Below are 23340 nucleotides of genomic sequence, written 5' to 3'. Positions count from 1 at the left end.
CCGGCGCGTCCGGCGCGACTTCCGAAAGGACCTTTCATGACTTCCTCTCCCGCAGTCAGGGATCGCCGCGCGGCCGCCGCGGCCAATCTGCGCCGGCTGCTCGACCCGGCCAGCATCGCGTTCGTCGGCGGACGCGGCATCGCGGGCGCCGTGCAGCGCTGTCGCGATTACGGCTATGCCGGCGATATCCGGCTCGTCAATCCGAATCATGCGGAGATCGACGGCGTGCGCTGCCATGCGAGCGTCGCCGACCTGCCCGCCGCGCCGGACGCCGTGTTCGTCGCGGTGCCCGCGCGCCAGGCGATCGACGTCGTGCGCGCGCTCGCCGCACGCGGCGCCGGCGGCGCGATCGTGTATGCGTCGGGTTTCTCCGAAACGGGCGCCGACGGTGCCGCGCTGCAGCAGGCGCTGGTCGACGCGGCCGGCGACATGGCCGTGCTCGGCCCGAATTGCTACGGCCTGATCAACGGGCTGAACGGCAGCGCGCTGTGGCCGGTCGCGCATTGCGCGCCGCGCGTCGAATCGGGCGTCGCGGTGATCACGCAGAGCGGCAACCTCGCGTACAACCTGTCGATGAGCGCGCGCTCGGTGCCGTTCGCGTATCTCGCGAGCGTCGGCAACCAGGCGTCGGTCGATATCGCGCGCCTCGTCGATGCGTTCGTCGACGATCCGCGCATCCGCGCGATCGGCGTGCATCTCGAAGGGCTGAAGGACGTGCGCGCGTTCAGCGAGGCCGCGGCCCGCGCGCTCGCGCGCGGCGTGCCGATCGTCGCACTGAAGAGCGGCACGTCGACGCTCGGCGCGCAGCTCGCGATGAGCCACACGAGTTCGCTCGCGGGCTCGGACGCGCTGTATGACGCGCTGTTCCGGCGGCTCGGCGTGATTCGCGTGAAGGACCCGGTCGGCCTCGTCGAGACGTTGAAGCTGCTCGCGATCGCAGGCGTGCCCGAGCGCCGCACGCTCGCAGCGCTGGCGACGTCCGGCGGCGATGCGGGGCTCGTCGCCGATCTCGGCGAAGCGCGCGGCATCGCTTTTCCGCCGGTCGGCGATGCCGGCCGCGACGCGCTCGGCAACGTGCTGCCCGCGTACGCGACGATCGCGAACCCGCTCGACTTCACGACCACGCCGTGGGGCGACCCCGACAAGATGCGCGCGTGCTGCGACGCGCTGCTCGCCGATCGCCCGGGCGCCGCCGCGATGATCCTCGACTATCCGCAGGAAGCGACCGGCGAGCGGCCGCTGTGCGATATCGCCGCGGACGCGTTCGCGGCGTCCGCACGCCAGCACGGCGTGGTCGGCGCGGTGATCTCGGTGTTTCCGGACCTGACGCCGCCCGATCACGCGGCCCGCATGGCCGCCGCCGGCGTCGCGCCGCTGCAGGGGCTGGCCGACGGGATCGCTGCGATCGGCGCGGCGATGGCCTACGGCGACACGCGCCGCCGCGTGCTCGACGCCGACGCGCTGAACACGCTGCCGGTGCTGCGCGCGGGCGGCGGCGGCCACGGCACCGCGACGCTGCACGACGAATGGGCGAGCAAGCGGATGCTGGCCGCGCAGGGGCTCGACGTGCCGCCGGCCGAATGCGTCGCGCCCGCCGATGCGCCGGCCGCCGCGCAGCGGCTCGGCTTTCCGGTCTGCGTGAAAGTGGTCAGCGATCGCCTGCCGCACAAGACCGAAGCCGGCGCGGTCGCGCTGAAGCTCGGCTCGCCCGAAGCCGTGGCCGACGCCGTCGCGCGAATGACCGAACAGGTCGCGCGTTATGCGTCGGATGTGCACGTCGAACGCATCCTCGTCGAGAAGATGGCCGACGCGCCGCTGCTCGAGCTGATCGTCGGCGTGAAGCGCGAGCCGAATTTCGGTCTCGCGCTGGTGCTCGGCACCGGCGGCGTGCTGGTCGAACTGATCCGCGACACCGCGACGCTGCTGCTGCCGGTGCGCGAAAGCGACGTGCGCGACGCACTGCTCGGGTTGAAGCTCGGCCCGCTGCTGACCGGCTATCGCGGGCGGCCGAAGGCCGATCTCGATGCGGTCGTCGCGAACGTGATGGCGATCGCGCGTTTCGCACAGGCGCACGCCGACACGCTCGTCGAACTCGACGTCAATCCGCTGCTGGTGATGGAACGCGGCGCGGTGGCCGTCGATGCGCTGGTGCGGCTCGACGCGTGATGCCGGCCTGAAACGCGGCGGCCCGCTCGCGTGATGCGCGAGCGGGCCGCTGCCTGATTGCCGAGTCGTCCATCGAAAACGAAGAACGATCCGCCGTTCAGATCACTTTGCCGGGATTCAGAAGTCCGAACGGATCGAATGCATGCTTGAGATGTCGCATCGCGGCGATCTCGGCGTCGCTGCGCGAACAACCGAGCCAGTCGCGCTTGTAGCGGCCAATCCCGTGCTCGGCCGACACCGAGCCGCCCGCATCGCGCACGAGCGGATACAACACCGCGTCGACGTCGTGCGCGCCCTCGCCCGTCGCATACGGCGCGGAAACGCACACATGCAGGTTGCTGTCGCCGAGGTGGCCGAAGAAGAACACGTGCGCCCCGGGCCAGCGTGCGTTCAGCGCGCGCTCGCACGCGTCGATGAACTTCTCCGTCGCGCGCGGCGGAATGCCGACGTCGAAATTGACGACGCCAGGGAGATCGTCGATCGCGAGCCCTTCGCGCACCGTCCAGAAGGCCTGCGCATCGGCCGCGGTCTGCGCGAGCGCCGCATCGTCGATCAGCCCGCGTTCGAGCCAGTCGGCCAGCACCGCTTCGAACCGTTCGGCCGTCTGCGCGGCATCGCCGCTCGCGCATTCGATCAGCACCTTGACGCCGCCGTCCGCCGGCAGCGGCGCGCGCGTGCCGGGCGTATGCGCGCATACGTAGCCGTAGAACGCCGGCCACATCGCCTCGAAGCTCAGCAAGTCCGCGCATGCGGCACGCGCGTCGCGCAGCAGCGCGAGCGCCGCCGCCGTATCGCGCACCGCGCACAACGCGGTGGATGGCGCGGCGAGCCGCGGATGGAGCCGCAGCACGACGCGCGTGATGACGCCGAGCGTGCCTTCGCTGCCAACGAAAATCTGCCGCAGGTCGTAACCCGCGTTGTTCTTCAGCATCTTGTTCAGCGAACTCAGCACGGTGCCGTCGGCCAGCACGACCTCGAGGCCGAGTACCTGCTCGCGCGTCGTACCGTAGCGGATCACGCGATTGCCGCCCGCATTGGTCGCGACGTTGCCGCCGATCTGGCACGAGCCGCGCGCGCCGAGATCGATACCGAGCGCGAATCCCGCGTCGTCCACTGCCTGCTGCAGCTCCTGCAGCGTCGTGCCGGCCCACGCGGTGACGGTGGCCGCGTCCGCATCGATCTCGACGACGCCCTTCATGCGGTCGAGCGACAGCACGACGTCCTGCGCACCGGGCCCGGCGCCTGCCGCGAGCCCCGTCATTCCGCCCTGCGGCACGACCGTCTGACGATACGCGGTGCAGATCGCGAGCGCGCGGCTCACGTCGTCGACGCTGCGCGGCCGCACCAACGCACGCGGCCGCGGGCCGGCCGCTTCGCCGTAGTTCGTGAAATGACGCGCGCCGATGGCGTCGCCCACGCTGACGCAATCGGCGCCGAGTGCGTCGCGCAGCGCGGCGACGACGTCGCCGTTCAAGGAAGGATCGGACATGATCGACGGGGCCGCCCGAACCGGCCCGGGAACGAGTGAGGATCAGAAATTGTGCCGCATGCCGATGCGCGCGGCGGCCTGCGTGCGGCTCGTCGACGGCGTGAAGCTGTAGCCGATCACCGCGTCGACGCCGTTCGATGCACGCATCCAGTCGACCGCCGCATACACGTCGGTGCGCTTCGACAGCGCGTAATGCGCGCCGAGCGCGACTTCGTGCCAGTGATGACCTTCGAACGTCGTGTACTGATAGCCGGCGACGAGCGACAGCGGCACGGTCGCCTGGTAGAGGCCGCCCGCTTCGTACACGCGCATCGTCGACGATTGTCCGTAGCCCTTGAACGTCGTGTTGCTGAAGTCCGCGTTCAGCGTCAGCTTGCCGAACGTGTACGACGCGCCGACACCGAAGATCGATTGCGAATCGATCGAGAACGGCGTCGAATCGTGCAGGTCGGTGACGGCGCCCGTCGCCGGGTCGACCGTTGCGACCGTCTGCCCGAGCATCGTCCGCACGCCCATCTGCGCATACGGATCGAGCGCGGCAAGCCGGCGTGGCGCGTTGAGCCGCGTGTAGTTGCCGCCCGCCGAGAAATCGCCGTGCGTGTAGCTCGCGCCCACGCTCCATGCGCTCCCGTCATGGAAGCTGCCCGCGTCGTTGCTGAACGAATACATGCCGCCGACCACGAGCCCGTGGAAGCTGTTGCTGACGAATTTCACCGCGTTCTGCAGCCGGTCCCCGCTCTGGCGGTCGAAATCGCCGAGATGCACGCCGTAGCCGCTACCGAAGGCGCTGACGTTGTACGCGGCCGTGAAGTCGAATGCGAAGTCGTACTGATTACCGAACGTCAGCGTGCCCCAGTCGTTGCCGAGCCCGACGTACGCCTGCCGCCCGAACATCGCGCCACCCTGGTTCAGCCTGCCGGTGCCGAGCCGGAAGCCGCTCTCGAGCTTGAACACCGCCTTGTTGCCGCCGCCGAGATCCTCGGTGCCCATCAGGCCGACGCGGTTGCCGTACGACACGCCGTCGTCGAACAGGTACGCGTGCGCGCCGCCCGTGTTGTTCACGTAGGTGATGCCGCCGTCGATAATCCCGTACAGCGACACGCTGCTCTGGGCATGGGCGTAGCCGTGGACCATCACCGACATCATGCCGGCCAGCAGGAAGCGCTTCTTCATTTTCGGTGTCTCCGGTTGCCGCGCACGGCGGCTCGATTTTCGTTGTGCGTGAACGCCGCCCGCCTGCTTCGCTTCGGCACCGCGGCGCTGGCGAGTATAGGTTTTGCTGAATGAATGTTCAATCGATTGACGAGGTCGGATGCACCGGTGTTTACACCCATCGGCGATTTCATTATTGAAAAAACGTTCAACCCGTCATAACATCGACCGGCAGCCCCGCGGACGACGTGCGGGCCCGTTCCGAACCTCGGAGTGCACTGGATGACGACCACCCTCAGCCCCGCCGCCGAGCCGCGCCTGCGCTCGGCCTACGAAGGACAGAAGTCGCGCCCGTACGACCCGGCCGCGCCGATCGCGACGCCGCTCGAACTGCATCGCTGCATCGTGCAGCCCGAATGGGTCGACTACAACGGCCACATGAGCGAGTCGTGCTACCTGCTCGTGTTCGGCGACAGCAGCGATGCGTTCTTCCGCTACTTCGGCATCGACGACGACTATCGCGAAGCCGGCTGCTCGATCTATTCCGCGGAAACGCACATCCGCCACCTGCGCGAAGCGATGCTCGGCGAGCCGCTGCGGCTCACGGTGCGGCTGCTCGACCTGGACGATCGCCGGCTGCACGTGTTCCATTCGATGCATCACGCGACGACCGGCGCGCAACTCGCGACCGGCGAACAGCTGCTCACGCACGTGGACATGCGCGCGAAACGCTCGGCGCCGTTTCCGGACGCGATCCGCCGGCATCTCGACGCGATTCACGCCGAGCATGCGCGCGCGCCGCGCGAGCCGCACGCGGGCCGTGCGATCGCGATCCGCCGCGCGGTGCCTGCCGTTTCCACTGCTTCCGCCACTTCCACTTCCCGCTGACCAAGCCGAACCACGACGGAGTTTTCCCATGCAGACGCACGACGCCTGGCGCAGCCGCGCCGGCCAGCTCGACATCGCTTCCCGCGCGTTCGTGGACGGCACGTTCCGCGACGCGCACGACGGCGCCACCTTCACATGCACGAGCCCGATCGACGGCCGCGTGCTCGCGCAGGTCGCGCATTGCCGCGCGGCCGACGCCGACCTCGCGGTCGCCGCCGCGCGGCGCGCGTTCGAAAGCGGCATCTGGCGCGACGCATCGCCGCGCGAACGCAAGCGCGTGCTGCTGCGCTGGGCCGCGTTGATCCGCGAGCACGCGAACGATCTCGCGCTGCTCGAAACGCTCGACACCGGCAAGCCGATCGGCGATACGACCACGATCGACATCCCGTCCACCGCTTATTGCGCCGAGTGGTTCGCCGAGGCGATCGACAAGACCGGCGGCGAAGTCGCGCCAGCCGACGCGCATCTCGTCGGACTCGTCACGCGCGAGCCGATCGGCGTGGTCGCGGCTGTCGTGCCGTGGAATTTCCCCGCGATGATCGCGATGTGGAAATGCGCGCCCGCGCTCGCGGCCGGCAACAGCGTCGTGCTCAAGCCGTCCGAGAAGTCGCCGCTGAGCGCGCTGCGGCTCGCCGCGCTGGCCGTGCAGGCCGGGCTGCCGGCCGGCGTGCTGAACGTGCTGCCGGGGTTCGGCGATGCAGGCGAAGCGCTCGCGCGGCATCCGGACGTCGACTGCATCGCGTTTACCGGCTCGACCGCGGTCGGCCATAAAGTCGCGCGCTGCGCGGCCGATTCGAACCTGAAGCGCGTATGGCTCGAACTCGGCGGCAAGTCGCCGCAGATCGTGCTGCCCGATTGCCCCGATCTCGAACGCGCGGCGCGCACCGTCGCGCATGCGGTGTTCTACAACACCGGGCAGATGTGCACGGCGGGTTCGCGCCTGCTCGTCCATCGCGCGATCCGCGACGAACTGGTCGCGCGCGTGCTCGCGATCGCGCCCGAGTATGCGCCCGGCGATCCGCTGTCGCCCGACACGCGGATGGGCAGCCTGATCGACGCCGCGCAGGTCGAGCGCGTGCTCGGCTACGTCGACGCCGGCCGCGACGAGGCGACGCTGCTCGCGGGCGGCCGGCGCGCGCGCGCCGCGAGCGGCGGCCAGTACGTCGAGCCGACCGTGTTCGACTGTCCGCGGGCCGATGCGCGGATCGTGCGCGAGGAGATTTTCGGGCCGGTGCTGGCGGTGACCGCGTTCGACGATCTCGATACGGCCGTCGCGCTCGCGAACGACACGCGTTATGGGCTCGCGGCGTCGGTGTGGACCGCGAACCTGACGACCGCGCACGAAACCGCGCGGCGGCTGCGGGCCGGCACGGTGTGGGTGAACGGCTACGAGGAAACCGACGACATGAACTTCCCGTTCGGCGGCTTCAAGGAATCGGGCAACGGGCGCGACAACTCATTGCACGCGTTGGAGAAGTACACGGAGTTGAAGTCGACGGTGATCCGGTTGCGGTGATATCCAGCAGAAACTTCATTCGAACACGTCCGGCCCGGAGCATTCATGAGCGGCGGGCGCGCTTGTCGAAGCCTCCTCGAAATCGGCATCAACCGGGCCGATCAGCGGCGTGCCGCCGAATCCGGACCTCCGTGGTATCGAAGCGGAAATCCTTCGGCAAGCAAACAGCCTGCGATCCATCGTGCTCGAAAATCCTGGCGGTCTCCATCTCGGCACTCCATGCATCGACAAAACGTGGATATTTTGCCGACTGTGGGTCGCGGCGGCGAATCGTGCGGTCGACATATTGGTGATGAACGGTCGCCTCTCGGGAAATTTGCTCGCGGGGGACACATGTAGCCGTACCCCATATCGGACATCCTGCCCCACATTCATTCCCATCAGGAAACAATCAATCACCATCCGGCGATTCATCTCCCCGTCCGCGCGTTCTAGACTATCGGATCACTTCCCCACCGGACCCACGCAATGACCGATGTCCTGCCGCTGACCACCGACCCCGAATCCGGCCTCCACTACCGGCTGCGCCCGGCCGCCGGCCGCCCCGCGGGCCGCCTGTTGCTGCTGCACGGCGTCGGCGGCAACGAAACCAACCTGCTGAACCTGGCCGGCACGATCGATCCGCGCGTCGAAATCGCGTTCGTGCGCGGGCCGCTGACGTTCGGCCCCGGCCAGCACGCGTGGTTTCCGGTGCGCTTCGGCCCGAACGGTCCGGAAATCGATGCGGCCCGCGCGGAGGCGAGCCGTGTGCAGTTGATCGCGCTGCTGCGCGCGTTGCGCGCGCGGGACACCGGGAACGAACCCGCCGCCTTGCCCACCGTGATCGCCGGCTTCAGCCAGGGCGGCATCATGAGCGCGAGCGTCGGTCTCACCTCGCCGGCCGACGTCGCCGCGTTCGCGGTGCTGTGCGGGCGCATCCTGCCGGAGATCGATCCGCTGATCGCGTCGCGCGATGCGTTGAGCCCGCTGCACGCGCTGGTGATGCACGGCCGCTTCGACGACAAGCTACCGGTCGCGTGGGCGAACACGGCCGACGCGAAGCTGACGGCGCTCGGCGTCGCGCACGATACGCGGCTCTACGACGCCGGCCACGAACTGACCGCGCAGATGGCCCGCGACTTCAGCCGCTGGGTCGGCGCACGCGCCGGGTTGAACTGAGCGCACCGGGCGGTCGCCCGCCCGGGCCTGTCGTCAGACGTTGCTCGCCGGATCGGCAACGACCGGCACGCGAGCCTCGGCAGCAGCCTCTCGCGCGGCACCGCGCTTGGCCAGCTTCCAGCCGACCACGAGCGCGAGCACGACCACGGGAATCATCGCGACGGTCCACGTGCCGCCCGGGTAATCGAACGCCATCAGCACCAGCACGCTGACCAGGAACCCGAGCGTGAGCCACGACGTGAACGGCGCGCCAGGCATCCGGAATGACACGGGGCTCAGCTCGCCGCGATTGACCGCGCGGCGGAACAGGATCTGGCACATCACGATGAAGCCCCAGGTCGTGATGATCCCGAGCGACGCCATGTTCAGCACGATCTCGAACGCCTGCGCCGGCACGATGTAATTCAGCGGCACGCCGATCGCATTGACCGCGACCGTGACCAGGATCCCGCCGTACGGCACGCCGCGCGCGTTCATCCGCGACACGAAGCGCGGCGCCGAGCCGCCCATCGCGAGCGAACGCAGCACGCGCCCGGTCGAATAGAGGCCGGAGTTCAGGCTCGACAGCGCGGCGGTCAGCACCACGACGTTCATCACCGTGCCGACGTACGGCACGCCGAGCTTGCTGAAGAACGTCACGAACGGGCTTTCGTGCGCGCTGTACGCGGTCCACGGCAGCAGCATCGTCAGCAGCACGACGGAGCCGACGTAGAACAGCGCGATGCGCCACATCACGCTGTTGATCGCCTTCGGCAGCACCTTGCGCGCATCGGCGGTCTCGCCGGCCGCGACGCCGACGAGCTCGATGCTCGCATACGCGAACACGACGCCCTGCACGATCAGCACCGCCGGCAGGATCCCGTGCGGGAAGATCCCGCCGTGATCCGCGATCAGGTGCAGCCCCGGCATCTGCCCGGCAACCGGATGGCCGCTCGCGAGAAACACGGCGCCGACCGCGAGGAACAGCGCGAGCGTCCCCACCTTGACGATCGAGAACCAGAACTCCATCTCGCCGAACACCTTCACGCCGATCATGTTCATCACCGACACGATCCCCAGCGCGCCGAGCGCGAACACCCACTGCGGCACGTCGGTGAACACGGCCCAGTACTTCATGTAGATCGCCACCGCGGTGATGTCGACGATGCCGGTGGTCGCCCAGTTCAGGTAGTACATCCAGCCCGCGACGAACGACGCGCGCTCGCCCATGAACTCCCGTGCGTACGACACGAACGAGCCGCTGGTCGGCCGGTGCATCACGAGCTCGCCGAGCGCGCGCATGATCAGGAAGGCGAACGCGCCGCACACGAGATACACGACGGCCAGCGCGGGCCCCGCGCTCTGCAGGCGGCCGCCCGCGCCGAGAAAGAGGCCGGTGCCGATCGCACCGCCCATCGCGATCATCTGCACGTGTCGGGGCTTCAGGTGCTGCGCATAGCCGGCCTCGTGCGACGCGAACATCGCGTCGCGATCGGCATGACGGGGGTCCGCGCCGCCGGCCGGGTCGGCCGCGCGCTCGCTGGCGTGCTTCATGGTGTGTCTCCGTTTCTTGATGTGTCGCGCCCGTCGACGGGCGCTGCGGGAACGGCCGCGCGCGGGCCGCCGGCGGCAGGCGCCGGCGCCGCGCGGCCGGAATCAGTACGCGCGCGGACGGATCAGCGCTTCGGGCTGCAGCGCCTCGTCCAGTTGCGCGGCGGTCATCAGCTCGCGATCGAGCACGACTTCGCGGATCGACTTGCCGCTCGCGTGCGCCTCGGCGGCCACGGCGGTCGCGCGCTTGTAGCCGATGTACGGGTTCAGCGCGGTCGCGAGCGCGACCGACCGCTCCATCGTTTCGCGCAAGCGCTCGGGGTTCGCGGTGATTCCGCTCACGCAGCGGTCCGCGAGCGTCGTGCAGGCGGCCGTCAGATGGCCGAAGCTGCGGAACAGCGCGCTCGCGATCACCGGCTCGAACGCGTTGAGCTGAAGCTGGCCGGCCTCGGCGGCGAAGGTCACCGTCAGGTCGTTGCCGAACACTTCGAACGCGACCTGGTTCACGACTTCCGGAATCACCGGGTTCACCTTGCCCGGCATGATCGACGAGCCGGCCTGCACCGGCGGCAGGTTGATTTCGCCGAAGCCGGCACGCGGGCCGCTCGACAGCAGCCGCAGGTCGTTGCAGATCTTCGACAGCTTGACCGCGATCCGCTTCAGCACGCCGGAGACCTGCACGAACGCGCCGCAGTCCTGCGTCGCCTCGATCAGGTTCGGCGCGGTGCTCAGGTCCAGGCCGGTGATGCGGCGCAGCGCGGCCAGCGCCTTCTCCGCGTACTGCGGATGGGCGGTGATGCCGGTGCCGATCGCGGTCGCGCCGAGATTGATCTCGCGCATCAGCAAGCCGGCTTCCTGCAGGCGCGCGATGTCTTCCGTCACCATCACCGCGTAGGTCGAGAACTCCTGGCCGAGCGTCATCGGCACGGCGTCCTGCAACTGCGTGCGGCCGAGCTTCAGCAGATCCGAGAACGCGTCGGCCTTCTCCGCGAACGCATCGCGCAGGCGCGCCATCGCGTCGAGCAGATGCTCGACCGCGAAGCAGGTCGCGATCCGGATCGCGGTCGGATAGACGTCGTTCGTGCTCTGCGCGAGGTTGACGTGCTCGTTGGGATGCAGGTATTCGTACTGCCCGCGTGCATGCCCCATGATCTCGAGCGCGCGGTTGCAGATCACCTCGTTGGCGTTCATGTTGGTCGACGTGCCGGCCCCGCCCTGGATGATGTCGACCACGAACTGGTCGTGCAGGCGGCCTTCGCGGATCTCGACACAGGCGGCGGCGATCGCGTCGCGATACGCGTCCGGCAGCAGCCCGAGCTCGCAGTTCGCGTCGGCCGCGGCTTCCTTCACCGCCGCGAGCGCCATGACGAGGTACGGCAGCGACGCGATCGTGCGCCCCGAAATGTCGAAGTTCTCCTTCGCGCGCAGCGTATGGACGCCGTAGTACGCCGAATCCGGAATGCTTCGTTTCCCTAAGAGATCCGCTTCGACGCGGAAGCCGTTTTCCGTCATGGGTGCCCCTCCTGAAATGTCTCGTGCCGCCGCGGCAAGGCGGCTGCGTTCCCCGCTTCCCCGTACGACGGGTTCGCATTCTATGCCTTTGCATAAAGAAGCTCGCCTCTGTATTATCGAAAGCGGTTTTGCGTGGGATGCAACAACGAGAGACGAATGAAAACAATGGCAAGAGACACCGGCATCGATCACCTCGGCGCGATGCGCGCGTTCGTGCGGGTCGTCGAAATGGGGAGTTTTTCCGCGGTCGCGAAGGAGATGCATGTGTCGACGTCCACCGTCGCGCGCAAGATCACGGCGATCGAGGACGCGCTTGGCGTCGCGCTGCTGCATCGCTCGACGCACAGCGTGACGCTGACCGAGGCCGGCCACATCTACCTGGAACGCGCGGTCACGCTGATCGCCGATCTCGACGACACGCTGCGCGTCGTCGCCGAGCTCAATTCGCAGCCGAGCGGCCCGCTGAAGCTCACCGCGCCGGTCGCGTTCGGCCGCCGCCACCTCGCGCCGATGATCGCGCCGTTTCTCGCGCGCTACCCGACGATCCAGCTCGACGTGCGGCTCACCGACAACCACAACGACCTCGTCGCCGGCGGCTTCGACCTCGACATTCACGAGGGCGAGAACTACCTGGACAACCTGGTCGTCCACCGGCTGTCGCGCAACGACAGCATCCTGTGCGCGACGCCCGGCTATCTCGACCGCTGCGGACGCCCCGCGACGCCGGACGATCTCCGGCATCACAACTGCCTGCGCTACGTGCACCCGGAAGGCGATCCGCGGTGGGAGCTCGTGCGCGGCGACGCGCGGCACAGCGTGCTGCCGGCCGGCAACCTCGTCACCGATCATTCGGAACTGCTGCTGGATGCGACCTGCGCGGGGCTCGGCATCGCCGAATTCGAGATCTGGCTGGTGCGCGACCTGCTCGCGAGCGGTCGGCTCGAAGCCGTGCTGCCGCGCTACCGGCTGCAGAACAAGCTGACGGGCGACTACATCTACATCGCGTATCTGTCGAACCGGCGCAGCTCGGCGAAGCTGCGCGTGCTGAAGGACTTCCTCATGGAGCATCTCGCGCACATCGGCGAGCTGTCGGAAGTCGAGCTGGCGAAGATTCGCGACGCGGGCGCGTAGCGGCTGCCGTCGCGCCGGCCGGCAACGCGGCGCCGCTGCGCACCGCGGCCCGCGGCATCGGTGCGCCGACGCCCGTCAGGCCGGCTGCAATTCGAACGGGAACGTCGCGTGCCCGACCTCGACACCCTGCGTGTTCAGCATCCGCGGCCGGTGGAACGCGGCGAGCCGCGCGCGCTGCGCGTCCGTGCCGATCTGCAGACGCTCGAGCAGTTCGCTGACCATCATGTACAGCACGTCGATGTTGCCGTCCTCGATCTTCACCGAGAGGCCGAGCGCGCCGTCGGCGCCGAGCGCCCGCGTGCGCGCCGATGCGCGTACGCCGATCCCGTAGCACGCATCCGCACCGAGCTTGCCGACGACCTGCCCGTCGAACGCATCCATCAGCACCGTGCAGTAGCGCCCTTCTCCGGCGACAAGCTCCGGATGGGCCGTCATCGCATGATGAATGCGCGCCAGCGCACGCACGCGACCGGTCGCCGCGGCGCCGCCGGCTGCCACCGTATCCGCGCCGTCGGCCAGCGATGCGTAAAGACGCGCGAGGCGATCGAGCGGGAACGCCGGCGTCGGCAGGTTGCAGCCGTCGATCGCCCAGTCGACCTCGTCGTCGCGCAGGCCGCACGCGTTGGCGACCACCTGCTTCACGCGCACCTGCATCGGATGCTCCGGCAGATGATAGTCGGCGATCGCGGCGCCGATCGCCCGCGCGCCGGCCAGCATCCCGACATGCTTGCCCGAACAGTTGCTGCAGACGCCGGTCGGCGTGTAGTCGCGCTTGATCCACGACCGGTACACCGCGTCCGACAGCGGCGCATGCCCGCCGCACCGCAGATCCGACTCCTGCGCGTCGACCTTCTCCAGCATCGCCCGCGTGCGCGCGATGTGCCGCTCCTCGCTGCTGTGCGACGCGCACATCAACGCGATGTCCGCGTCGTCGAAACCGAACCGCTCGGGCGCGCCCGTCTCGATCACGGACAGCGCCTGGGCCGGCTTCGCCGCCGAGCGCGCGAGCGTCATCCGGTACGGATTGCCAAGCCGGAACAGCAGCTTGCCGCCGGCATCCACCACCGCCACGTCGGCGACGTGTCTATTCTCGATCGCCTTGCCGCGGTACGTCACGACCGCTGCGCGTTGGGTGTCCATCTGTCTTGTCTCCTTCGTCGGGGCCTGAATGCCGGGGCCCGTGCAACCGGTACGGCAGTGTATCGAGTCTGCCGCCCGGTCGAGCCGGTCGGCCGGTGGAAAGCGGTATTGCGCCGGATGCAAAGCCGTCGCCCCTCACGAAAACCTGACGGATTCAGTACACGGAGCCTTCGATCGCCAGCAGCGCGAACGTCGCGAGCCAGTGCTCGCCCATGTAATCGCCGGCCACGTGCGCGAGCGCGCTCGCGAGATGCCGGTCGGCCGCATCGAGCAGCCTCGCGCGCCGTGCATCGTCTTCCGGCAGCGCGCCGGCCAGCGCGCGCTGGCACCACGCGCGGCTCAGGTTCAAGCCGTCCAGATGCGCGATCTTGCCGTCGCTGCGGTCGCTGACCGTCGCCGGCACGAACAGCGTCGCCGGCTCGCCGCGCGCGAGATCCGGCAGGAAACGCGCGAACCAGCCGTCGAATTCGGCGGCCGGCAGCACGCGCCGCATCAGCTCCGCCTCCATCAGCGCGGGCGACAGGAACTCGTCGCCCGACGGCTCCCACGCCTGGCACGCGACATCGTTCAGGTGCCAGCGTCTCGCGGTATCGACGATCAGTGCCGCGAGCCCGTCGCGCTGCGTCGCGCGCGCGAAGTCGAGCGCGAGCGCCAGTGCGAACGCGGTGTTGAAGTGCGTGCCGACCCGCAGCGGATAGGTCGCCTTCGGCAGGAAGGTCTCGAAGCGCGCGACGAACAGGTCGGCGAGCGGCGCGATCGTCTTCGCCCAGCGGGCGGCCTGCGGCACCACGCCCTTCAGCGCGAGCCGTTCCAGCTGCGCGGACAGCGCCAGCAGCCACGCCCATCCGTACGGCCGCTCGAAGCCGCTGTTGTGCGGCAGCGCAAGATACGCGCGTTCGCCGGCGACGTTCGCGTCGGTGAAATGCGCGTCGACGACGGCGATGATCCGCTCGGCTTCCGCCAGCGCCGGATAGCGTTCGAGCACGCGCAGCACGAGCCAGTAGCCATGCACGCACGAATGCCAGTCGTAGCTGCCGTAGAAGATCGGGTGCAACGCGCGCGGCCCCTGCACGTCGTGCGGGCCTTCGAGCGAATGGGTGAGCTTGTTCGGATATTCGCGGGTCAGGTGCGCGAGCGCGAGCGACGCGAATTTCGAGGCGAGTCCGGGGGTCAGTCGGTCGGTCATGGGCATCTCGTCAGTCTCGTCAGAAGCGGAATACGAACGCGTACATCAGCAGCGTGTTGACGGCCAGCAGCAGCACGGCGGTCGGCCACTGCGCCTTGATCACGCCGTTCTTGTCCTTCAGTTCGAGCAGCGCGGCCGGCACGATGTTGAAGTTCGCGGCCATCGGCGTCATCAGCGTACCGCAGAAGCCGCTCAGCATCCCGATCGCGCCGAGGATCGCCGGGTTGCCGTGGAACTGGTGGACGATCAGCGGCAGGCCGATGCCGGCCGTCATCACCGGGAACGCGGCGAACCCGTTGCCCATGATCATCGTGAACAGCGCCATGCCGACCGTATAGGCGGCGACGACCGCGAATGGCGAATCGATCGGCACCCAGTCCTTCACGAGCCCCGCCACCACGCCGCCGACGCCCGCGACCGCGAACAGCGCGCCGAGCGCCGCGAGCATCTGCGGCAGGATCGCGGCCCAGCCGACCGCGTCCATCGTGTGACGCGCCTCCTTCAGCGCGTGCACCGGCGAATCGCGCAGCATCGCGAGCGCGACGGCGAACGCGACGAGCGTGCCGAGCACGAGCGAGATCAGCGTCACGCTCTTCGGCTCGACGAACGGCACGAGCTTGAGCGCGAACGTGCCGATCAGCGTGACGACGGGAATCAGCAGCGCGGGCAGGAACAGCCGGTTGCCGAAGCGCAGCGCCTTCGCGTCGCGCCGCGCGGCTGCCGCGTCGCCGGCTTCGTCCGACTTGCCGCGCCCCAGCTTGCCCGAGCCCGCGATCAGCGCGAGCGCGATCGCGAGGCAGCCCGTCACGAAGTGCGGCAGCAGCGCGCCGAACAGGAACGTGAGCGCGTAGATCGCCCAGAACGCGAAATTGACGACACGGCGCGGGTTCGTGCGGTCCGTCAGGTTGAAGCACGCGAACGCGGCGAACATCAGCCCGGCGAGCGTGTACAGCGGTTCGAGGCCGATCATCGCGCGCCCTCCCGCCCGAATGCGCCGAAGCCGCGCGACAGCCGATGATCGAGCAGCGCGAGCCGCGTGCAGTGAATCAGCAGCGCGGCGACCGCGGTCGGGATCGCCCAGACCGACAGGTGCAGCGGCTCGATCGCGATCCCGTTCTGTTCGAGAAAGCCCTTGATCAACAGGATCGACTGGATCGCGATGAAGATGTCCTCGCCGAAGAACACGGCGACGTTGTCGGCGGCCGACGCGTGCGCGCGGATCTGCTGGCGCACCGACTCGGGCAGGTCGCCGTGCCGGCCGACGGCCGCGGCCTCGGCCATCGGCGCGATCAGCGGCCGCACCATCTGCGCGTGTCCGCCGAGCGACGTGAGGCCGAGCGCGGCCGTCACCTGGCGCAGCACGAAATACAGCATCAGCACGCGGCCGGTGGTCGCCGCGTGCACGCGCGAGATCATCCGCTTCGCCTGTTCCTTGAGGCCGTTGCGCTCGAGCAGCGCGATCACCGGCAGCGTCAGCCAGATCAGCCCCATGTAGCGGTTGTCGGCGAACGCCTTGCCGAATGCGCTGACGATGCCGACGAGCGGCATCCCGCCCGCCAGCCCCGTCGCGAGGCCCGCGATCGTCACCACCAGCAGCGCGTTGAAGCGCAGCGCGAAACCGATCACGACGATCGGCACGCCAATCAGCACCAGCATTGCTCCTCCTTGTGTTGGATGCGCGGCGCCGTGACGACGTGCCGCCCGCCCGGTTTCGACCGGGTTCAGGCCGCAAAATCTAACACGAGACTTTATCGATAAAAAGTCGACAATTTGATGCTTCGGGTAAACGTTGAAACCGGTACTACCGTGTGTCGGCCTTGTGTCGGCCTTGTGTCAGCGATGTTTCAGCCGTGTGCGGTCGGCAGCGGGCGGCACCGGCGGCGCGCGCGGCACGCACGCTTGCGCCGCGCGAACCGCGGGCGGCCGGCGCGCCCGCCGCGCATGGCGGAGCGCCGGTGCGCCGACTAAACTGGAAGGCATCGGCAACGTTCGGGAGAGCCGCCATGATTGACGTATTCCAGACCATCGGCAGCCGCGCGTTCTCCGCTCATCTGGCGAAGGACGGGATGGTGACGCTGATGGAACAACGCCAGGAAGTCGACCGCGTGACGCTCGCGACCGCCTATGCCGCGCTCGTCGAGGAATCGGAGCAGGAAGCCGACCTGCTCGACGCAACCGTCGAAGGGATGATGCGCGCGCTGATCCAGGGGTACGCGCGCAGCCATTGATCGACTGAACGCGCCCCGGGCGCGGTGCGCCGGCCCGCGCGGCCGGCTCGCCGATGCCCGCGCATGCGCCCGCATGCGCCCGTTTCCCGCCGAAACGAACGCGCCGGCAACGGGTTTCCGCACCGCCGCATCGTCCCGCAGATGGCCGTCCGCCTTCGCGGGCGGCAAAAATGTCGCCTCGGATTAGAGAAAAGGGTCGGAAACGACGCAATGCGCAATTTTTTCGATTGCCGCCGCTCGCGTCGCATGACAGCATGCGGACGTCGCCAATCGAAAAGAATTCCGTGCCGCGCGCCCGCCGACGCCGTTCGGCGGCGCCGAACCGGCACTGCCTTTCATGAACCCGGCCCATATCCAACACTACGAACCGACCGGAGCATCCCGCTTGTGAATATCGGCATCGTCAACGACCTCCCGCTTGCCGTCGAGGCGATGCGCCGCGCGCTCGCGCGCCGGCCCGAGCATCGCGTGCTGTGGGTCGCGACCGACGGCGCGCAAGCCGTCGAACTGTGCGCCGCGCAACCGCCCGACGTCGTGCTGATGGACCTGGTCATGCCGAAGTGCGACGGGATCGAGGCGACGCGGCGGATCATGCGTTCCGCCCGCCCGTGCGCGATCCTGATCGTGACGAGCTGCATCGGCGCGAACGCATGGCGCGTGTTCGAAGCGATGGGTGCCGGCGCGCTCGACGCGGTCGATACGCCTCGCCTCGGCGAAGACGCGGCCGGCGACGGCGCGCGGCTGCTGCTCGCCAAGATCGACCAGATCGGCCGCCTGCTCGACGCGCCCGGCGGTGTCCGCGCGGCCGGCACGGCCTCGCGCACGGGCGGCGGCCCGCTGATCGCGATCGGCGCGTCCGCCGGCGGCCCCGGCGCGCTCGCGTCGATCCTCGGCGGCCTGCCCGCCGACTTCAGCGCGCCGATCGTGATCGTCCAGCACGTCGATCGCGCGTTCGCCGAAGGAATGGCGCAATGGCTCGACGGCCAGACGCCGCTGACCGTGCGCGTGGCGCACGAAGGCGACCGCCCGCAGCCGGGCGTCGCGCTGCTCGCGGCGACCGACGATCACCTGCGCATCACGCGCACCGGCACGCTCGAATACACGCGCGAACCGGCCGCCACGCCGTACCGGCCGTCGGTCGACGTGTTCTTCAACAGCCTGACCGAGCACTGGCCGGGCCGCGTGATCGGCGTGCTGCTGACCGGCATGGGACGCGACGGCGCGATCGGCCTGAAGGCCCTGCGGATGAAGGGCTATCACACGATCGCGCAGGACGAGGCGACCAGCGCCGTCTACGGCATGCCGAAGGCGGCCGCGACGCTCGACGCGGCCCGCGCGATCCTGCCGCTCGAGCGCATCGCGGGCGAGCTGGCGGCACTCGCGCGAATCTAACCCAATGAAACCCTGTCACACCCGTCGCAGCCATGGCGCGACCCTGCATCAATCATGACCAGCGACCTCACCCGCCCGCCCGGCGGCCCGCAGGCGGCGTTCGACGCCGCGCACCTGCCGCCCATGCCGCACGCCGACACCCCCGCGATGGTCCTGCTCGTCGACGACCAGACGATCGTCGCGGAAGCCATCCGGCGCGCGCTCGTCGACGAGGACGGCATCGACTTCCACTACTGCCCGCGCTCGGACGACGCGCTGGCGACCGCGATCGAGACGCGGCCGACCGTGATCCTGCAGGATCTCGTGATGCCCGGCATCGACGGGTTGAGCCTCGTGAAGGCGTACCGCGCGAATCCGGCGACGCGTGACGTGCCGATCATCGTGCTGTCGACGCAGGAAGAGCCGGTGATCAAGAGCGCCGCGTTCGCGGCCGGCGCGAACGACTATCTCGTGAAACTGCCCGACCGCATCGAGCTGGTCGCGCGGATCCGCTATCACTCGCGCTCGTACATGAACCTGCTGCAGCGCGACGAGGCCTATCGCGCGCTGCGGCAATCGCAGCAGCAACTGCTCGAGGCCAATCTCGAACTGCGGCGCCTCACGCATTCGGACGGCCTGACCGGGCTGTCGAACCGCCGCTATCTCGACGAATACCTGGCGGCCGAATGGCGGCGCGGCACGCGCGAGCGCAGCGAGCTGTCGCTGCTGATGATCGACGTCGACAACTTCAAGCTGTACAACGACACATACGGCCACGTGTCGGGCGACAGCGTGCTCAAGCAGGTCGCGACGACCATCGAGCGCTGTCTCGGGCAGTCCGGCGATCTCGCCGCGCGTTTCGGCGGCGAGGAGTTCGCGGTCGTGATGCCGGCCACGTCGCCGGGCGCCGCGCGGCTGCTCGGCGAGAAGATCCGCCTCGCGGTCGAGTCGCTGCGGCTCGAGCATGTGCACGCGTCGACGGGCCGCTACGTGACGATCAGCATCGGCGGCGCGAGCATCGTGCCGGCCCTCGGCCTGCCGACCACCTCGCTGATCGAGGCGGCCGATCGCGCGCTGTATCGCGCGAAGCACGACGGCAAGAATCGCGTCGAGATCGACGCGCCGCCGGCGCCCCCGGTTCAGCCGGCCGGCGGCGGTTTCGCCTGAACGCCTACACGGTGACGAGCCGGCGCGCGTAATCGGTCGGATCGAGCGGCCGGCCGAACAGGTAGCCCTGCTGCATGTCGCAGCCGATCTGCTGCAGGAACCACGACTGCGCCTGGGTCTCGACGCCTTCCGCGGTGACCTTCATCCCGAGGGAATGCGCCATCGCGACGACGGCCTGCGTGATCGCGACCGAGTCGCGATGATCGGGCACGCCCGATACGAACGAACGGTCGACCTTCAGGTTGTGCAGCGGGAAACGCTTCAGGTAGGCGAGCGACGAGTAGCCGGTGCCGAAATCGTCGACCGAGATCCGCACGTTCATGTCCGTGAGCGCTTCGAGCATCGGCAGCACGGTGTCCGTGTCGTTCATCAGCAGTCCTTCGGTAATCTCCAGCTCGAGCGCCCCCGGATCGAGCTGCGTCTGCGCGAGGCAGTGGTAGACCGACTCGACGAGCCCCTCGTGGAACTGCCGCGGCGACAGGTTGACCGCGAGCATCAGGTCGGGCGCGATCGTGCGGCGCCATTCGGCGGCCTGCCGGCAGGCCGTTTCGAGCACCCACTGGCCGATCGCGACAATCAGCCCGGTATCTTCCGCGACCGGAATGAATTCCGCCGGAGACATCGGCCCGAGTTCGGGGCTCGTCCAGCGCAGCAGCGCTTCGGCGCCGACCGTGCGGCCGCTGCGCGCGTCGACGACCGGCTGGTACGCGAGCCGCAGCATGTCCGAGGAGAGCGCGCGCCGCAGCGACTGCTCGATCGCGAAGCGGCGCTGCAGGCGCAGGTTCAGCTGCGCGGTGAAGAACGTGAAGTGGTTGCGGCCGCGCTGCTTCGCGTCGTACATCGCGGAGTCGGCGTTGCGCATCAGCGTGACCGCATCGTCGCCGTCGCGCGGCGCGACGCTGATCCCGATCGATACGCCGAGCCAGTATTCGTTGTTCGCGATCTCGAACGGCTTCGCGATCGTGTCGATCACCTCGCGCGCGAGCATGGCCAGCTCGTCGGGATCGTCGCAGTGGTCGACGAGGATCACGAACTCGTCGCCGCCGACGCGCGTGAGCGCGTGGCGCCCGCCCGCGCAGGCCGCGAGGCGCGCGGCGACGCTGCGCAAGAGCGCGTCGCCGGCCTCGTGGCCGGCCGTGTCGTTGACCTTCTTGAAGCCGACGAGATCGATGAACAGGATCGCGACGTGCGCGGGCCCGGCCGCCGCCTCGCGCGCGCCGAACAGCTCGCGCATCCGCTCGGAGAGCCAGCGCCGGTTGTAGAGGCCCGTCAGCGCGTCGCGCGTCGCCAGGTAGCGCAGTTGCTGCTGCGCTTCGCGCACGGGGCCGATGTCATGAAACGACACGAGCACCGATTCGGGCTGCGTCTCGCCCGGTTTCACGATCGGCACCGCGTTGCCGCGCACCCAGATGACGTCGCCGTCGGCGAGCCCGAAGCCGACCGAGTAGTCGAGCTGCGGCATGGCCGTGGTGAACGCGAGCCGGCTCGGCCAGTCGTCGGGCGCGATCGGCGTGCCGTCCTCGCGCAGCTTGTACAGAATCACCGTCGACAGCCGGCGGCCGACGAGGTCGCCCTTCGCGCGCATCATCCGGTTCGCGCTCGGATTGCTCGCGATCACGATGCCGTCGCGCGACACGACGAGAATCCCTTCGTTCAGGCTGTTGACGACCAGGCGGTGATGTTCCTCGCTGCGCGCGAGCTGCCGCGCGATCCAGTCCTGGTGCACCGCGAGGCCGACGCTGTTGCCGATATCGCGCAGCAGGTCGGTTTCGGCATCGGTGGGCCGCCGCGGCGTACGGTGATAGACGGCGAATGCGCCGAGCACGGTGCCCGCATCGTCCAGGAACGGCACCGACCAGCACGCGCGCAGGCCGTGCGGCAACGCGAACGAACGATAGTCGGCCCACAAGGGATCGGTTTCGATGTCTTCGACGGCGATCATCCGGCGCTCGTACATCGCCGTGCCGCACGAGCCCGCGGCGGGCCCGATCGATGCGCCGTCGATCGCCGCGCTGTACTGCACGGGCAGCGACGGCGCGGCGCCGACGTGCACGTGCATGCCGTCCGCGTCGAGCAGCAGGATCGTGCACGACGCGCCGTCGCCGAGCAGCGCCTCGGCGCGCCGGCAGACCTCGACGAGCAGTTCCGGCAGGGGTGTATTGCGTGTGATCAGCCTCAGCACGCTTTGCTCGGATGCGAGCACTTCCGCTGCGAGGCCGAGACTGTAGCGAGAACTTTGCGGTTCGGTATTCAAGATGAATCCTGCCGTCAGTTCGACCGGGTCTGATGCGCCCGATTCGTAGCGATTCTTCGTGCCGTGTACCGCCCCGAGTCGACTCGCCCCCGGTGCGCCCCCATTGCACGCCGGTCACGGCGCGCCAAAATATATTTAACACCAATCCGCACCCGCTGGCGTACCCGCGCGCATCGAGGGTATACGCGTGGTCGCGGCCGGCGGGACGGCGCCCCGATTTGTCAGACGATTATTTGTAGCGCACCGGCCCCGCCGGCCGCCGTCAGTCCTTGCGAATATGCTCGGCAAGGAAGTCGATCAGCAGCCGCACGCGCGGCAGAAGCCCGCGCCGGGACGGGAACACCGCGTGAATCACGCCGCCCTTCGGCGCCCACCCGGGCAGCACGTCGATCAGCGTGCCGTCGCGCAGGTCGTCCTCGATGACCATGCACGGCAACTGCACGATGCCGACGCCATGAATCGCCGCGTCGCGCAACGCGTGCATGTCGTCGGAGATGTAGCGCGGATGATGGCGCAGCTGCGCCTGCTCGCCGTGCGGCCCGACCAGCTGCCACACGTGCTGCCGCGGCGGCCCCCAGTCGAGGCTCGGCTCGCCGGCCAGCTCGGCCGGGTCGGCCGGGACCGTGCGTCCGGCCAGCCACTGCGGCGCGGCCACCAGCCGCTGCGGGCTGTCGCCGAGAATCCGCATCACGAGGTCGCTGTCCTCCAGCGGCGGGAAACGCACGCGCAGCGCCAGGTCGAAGCCTTCGCTCAGCAGGTCGACGCGGCGGTTCGTCGCTTCGAGATGCACGTGCACCGCCGGATGGATCGCCATGAAGCGCGCGACGAGCTCGCTCACGCGATATTCGAGCAGCGCGGTCGGGCAGCTCACGCGGACGATCCCGCGCGGCTCCGCGTGCCGGCGCTCGATCACCTCGCGCGCCGCGTCGGCCTCGACCAGCACCGCGAGGCAGCGTTCGTAGAATTCGCGGCCGGTTTCCGTGACCGTGAAATGACGCGTCGTCCGCTGCAGCAGCCGCACGTCGTAGTGCGCTTCCAGCGCGGCGATGCGCCGGCTCAGCGTCGACTTCGGGACATCCAGCGCCCGCCCCGCCTGCGTGAAGCCGCCGTGCTCGACCACCTTCACGAAATAGTAGAGGTCGTTCAGGTCATCCATGATTGTTCCACCCATAGAACACTGACGGCATTCTAAGGGACTGGAAGCGCGGTTGTTGCGCGCATAGCATCGTTCTTCGATGGGGATCGATTACGCGAACGCGACCGGAGATTTTCCCTGACGGGTGCCTCGCGCGCCGAATCGATTGACTAAGCTTGGAGCACTCGCCCGCCGAGCGCACCGCATCGGACGTGTGCGACAGCACGGGCGCCCCGCCGCGACGACGATCCCGACGCCGCGGCCGCCCACCCTGGACCCTCGGGATTTCTCTCACTTCCTGTCCTGTCTCTGGAGGC

The 23340-nt window shown here is 69.0% G+C and carries 18 protein-coding genes; 8 read left to right on the top strand and 10 right to left on the bottom strand.

What is annotated here, in order from left to right; translation table 11 throughout:
• Window positions 1–36: 36 nt before the first annotated feature.
• On the top strand, window positions 37–2166 hold the full coding sequence (locus NQV17_RS31950) for an acetate--CoA ligase family protein (RefSeq protein ID WP_257775326.1): 2130 nt from the start codon (window positions 37–39) through the stop codon (window positions 2164–2166).
• Between the two features lie 97 nt (window positions 2167–2263).
• On the opposite strand, the gene NQV17_RS31945 is transcribed toward NQV17_RS31950, so the two are convergent.
• Complete coding sequence (locus NQV17_RS31945) at window positions 2264–3655, bottom strand: FAD-binding oxidoreductase (RefSeq protein ID WP_257775325.1); 1392 nt, start codon at window positions 3653–3655, stop codon at window positions 2264–2266.
• Window positions 3656–3697: 42 nt separating this feature from the next.
• A complete protein-coding gene (locus NQV17_RS31940; RefSeq protein WP_124522966.1) occupies window positions 3698–4828 on the bottom strand; it encodes a porin in 1131 nt (376 codons plus the stop codon).
• Between the two features lie 261 nt (window positions 4829–5089).
• Here NQV17_RS31940 and NQV17_RS31935 point away from each other — a divergent pair, with 261 nt between their 5' ends.
• The 3 genes from NQV17_RS31935 to NQV17_RS31925 all read left to right on the top strand — a co-directional run bounded on the left by NQV17_RS31935 (window position 5090) and on the right by NQV17_RS31925 (window position 8369).
• Window positions 5090–5695, top strand: coding sequence for a thioesterase family protein (locus NQV17_RS31935; protein WP_257775324.1), 606 nt, complete (start codon window positions 5090–5092; stop codon window positions 5693–5695).
• Between the two features lie 28 nt (window positions 5696–5723).
• Complete coding sequence (locus tag NQV17_RS31930) at window positions 5724–7211, top strand: aldehyde dehydrogenase (RefSeq protein WP_044843918.1); 1488 nt, start codon at window positions 5724–5726, stop codon at window positions 7209–7211.
• 468 nt (window positions 7212–7679) lie between these two features.
• A complete protein-coding gene (locus tag NQV17_RS31925) occupies window positions 7680–8369 on the top strand; it encodes an alpha/beta hydrolase (RefSeq protein ID WP_257775323.1) in 690 nt (229 codons plus the stop codon).
• 33 nt (window positions 8370–8402) lie between these two features.
• Here NQV17_RS31925 and NQV17_RS31920 read toward each other — a convergent pair whose 3' ends face one another.
• Both NQV17_RS31920 and aspA read right to left on the bottom strand, forming a co-directional pair.
• Entirely contained in the window at window positions 8403–9902 is a 1500-nt protein-coding gene (locus NQV17_RS31920; protein ID WP_257775322.1) for an amino acid permease, read from the bottom strand.
• A gap of 102 nt (window positions 9903–10004) precedes the next feature.
• A complete protein-coding gene (gene aspA, locus NQV17_RS31915; protein WP_257775321.1) occupies window positions 10005–11411 on the bottom strand; it encodes an aspartate ammonia-lyase in 1407 nt (468 codons plus the stop codon).
• Between the two features lie 156 nt (window positions 11412–11567).
• Here aspA and NQV17_RS31910 point away from each other — a divergent pair, with 156 nt between their 5' ends.
• The gene (locus NQV17_RS31910) at window positions 11568–12542 is read left to right on the top strand and encodes a LysR family transcriptional regulator (protein WP_257775320.1); all 975 of its coding nucleotides are present in this window, start codon (window positions 11568–11570) and stop codon (window positions 12540–12542) included.
• A gap of 75 nt (window positions 12543–12617) precedes the next feature.
• Here NQV17_RS31910 and NQV17_RS31905 read toward each other — a convergent pair whose 3' ends face one another.
• From NQV17_RS31905 to NQV17_RS31890, 4 genes are all read right to left on the bottom strand, one after another.
• Window positions 12618–13682 (bottom strand): asparaginase, encoded by a 1065-nt coding sequence (locus NQV17_RS31905; RefSeq protein WP_257775319.1) that lies wholly within the window; start codon window positions 13680–13682, stop codon window positions 12618–12620.
• Between the two features lie 154 nt (window positions 13683–13836).
• On the bottom strand, window positions 13837–14868 hold the full coding sequence (locus NQV17_RS31900; protein WP_257775318.1) for a DUF2891 domain-containing protein: 1032 nt from the start codon (window positions 14866–14868) through the stop codon (window positions 13837–13839).
• Between the two features lie 19 nt (window positions 14869–14887).
• Complete coding sequence (locus NQV17_RS31895) at window positions 14888–15838, bottom strand: DUF979 domain-containing protein (protein ID WP_257775317.1); 951 nt, start codon at window positions 15836–15838, stop codon at window positions 14888–14890.
• Window positions 15835–16524: a DUF969 domain-containing protein gene (locus tag NQV17_RS31890; protein WP_257775316.1), complete on the bottom strand. Its 690-nt coding sequence runs from the start codon at window positions 16522–16524 to the stop codon at window positions 15835–15837. The genes NQV17_RS31895 and NQV17_RS31890 overlap by 4 nt, the downstream gene beginning before the upstream one ends.
• Window positions 16525–16871: 347 nt before the next feature.
• Between NQV17_RS31890 and NQV17_RS31885 the strand changes: the two genes are divergently transcribed.
• The 3 genes from NQV17_RS31885 (at window position 16872) to NQV17_RS31875 (ending at window position 19634) form a co-directional block, all read left to right on the top strand.
• Window positions 16872–17096, top strand: coding sequence for a hypothetical protein (locus tag NQV17_RS31885; protein WP_006750126.1), 225 nt, complete (start codon window positions 16872–16874; stop codon window positions 17094–17096).
• 387 nt (window positions 17097–17483) lie between these two features.
• Window positions 17484–18488: a chemotaxis response regulator protein-glutamate methylesterase gene (locus tag NQV17_RS31880; RefSeq protein ID WP_257775315.1), complete on the top strand. Its 1005-nt coding sequence runs from the start codon at window positions 17484–17486 to the stop codon at window positions 18486–18488.
• Window positions 18489–18542: 54 nt separating this feature from the next.
• A complete protein-coding gene (locus tag NQV17_RS31875) occupies window positions 18543–19634 on the top strand; it encodes a diguanylate cyclase domain-containing protein (RefSeq protein WP_308237500.1) in 1092 nt (363 codons plus the stop codon).
• A 4-nt stretch (window positions 19635–19638) separates the two neighbouring features.
• Here the strand turns inward: NQV17_RS31875 and NQV17_RS31870 are convergent, their stop codons facing one another.
• Together NQV17_RS31870 and NQV17_RS31865 are read right to left on the bottom strand one after the other, a co-directional pair.
• Window positions 19639–21888 carry a bifunctional diguanylate cyclase/phosphodiesterase gene (locus tag NQV17_RS31870; protein WP_257775314.1) on the bottom strand — a complete coding sequence of 750 codons (2250 nt, stop codon included), beginning with the start codon at window positions 21886–21888 and terminating at the stop codon, window positions 19639–19641.
• 262 nt (window positions 21889–22150) lie between these two features.
• Entirely contained in the window at window positions 22151–23044 is an 894-nt protein-coding gene (locus tag NQV17_RS31865; protein WP_257775313.1) for a LysR substrate-binding domain-containing protein, read from the bottom strand.
• Window positions 23045–23340: the final 296 nt, after the last annotated feature.

It is taken from the genome of Burkholderia sp. SCN-KJ (assembly GCF_024656005.1).
Taxonomy (GTDB): Bacteria; Pseudomonadota; Gammaproteobacteria; order Burkholderiales; family Burkholderiaceae; genus Burkholderia.
The sequence above is the reverse complement of the archived record's forward strand: the minus strand, read 5'-3'. Positions and strand labels throughout refer to the sequence as shown.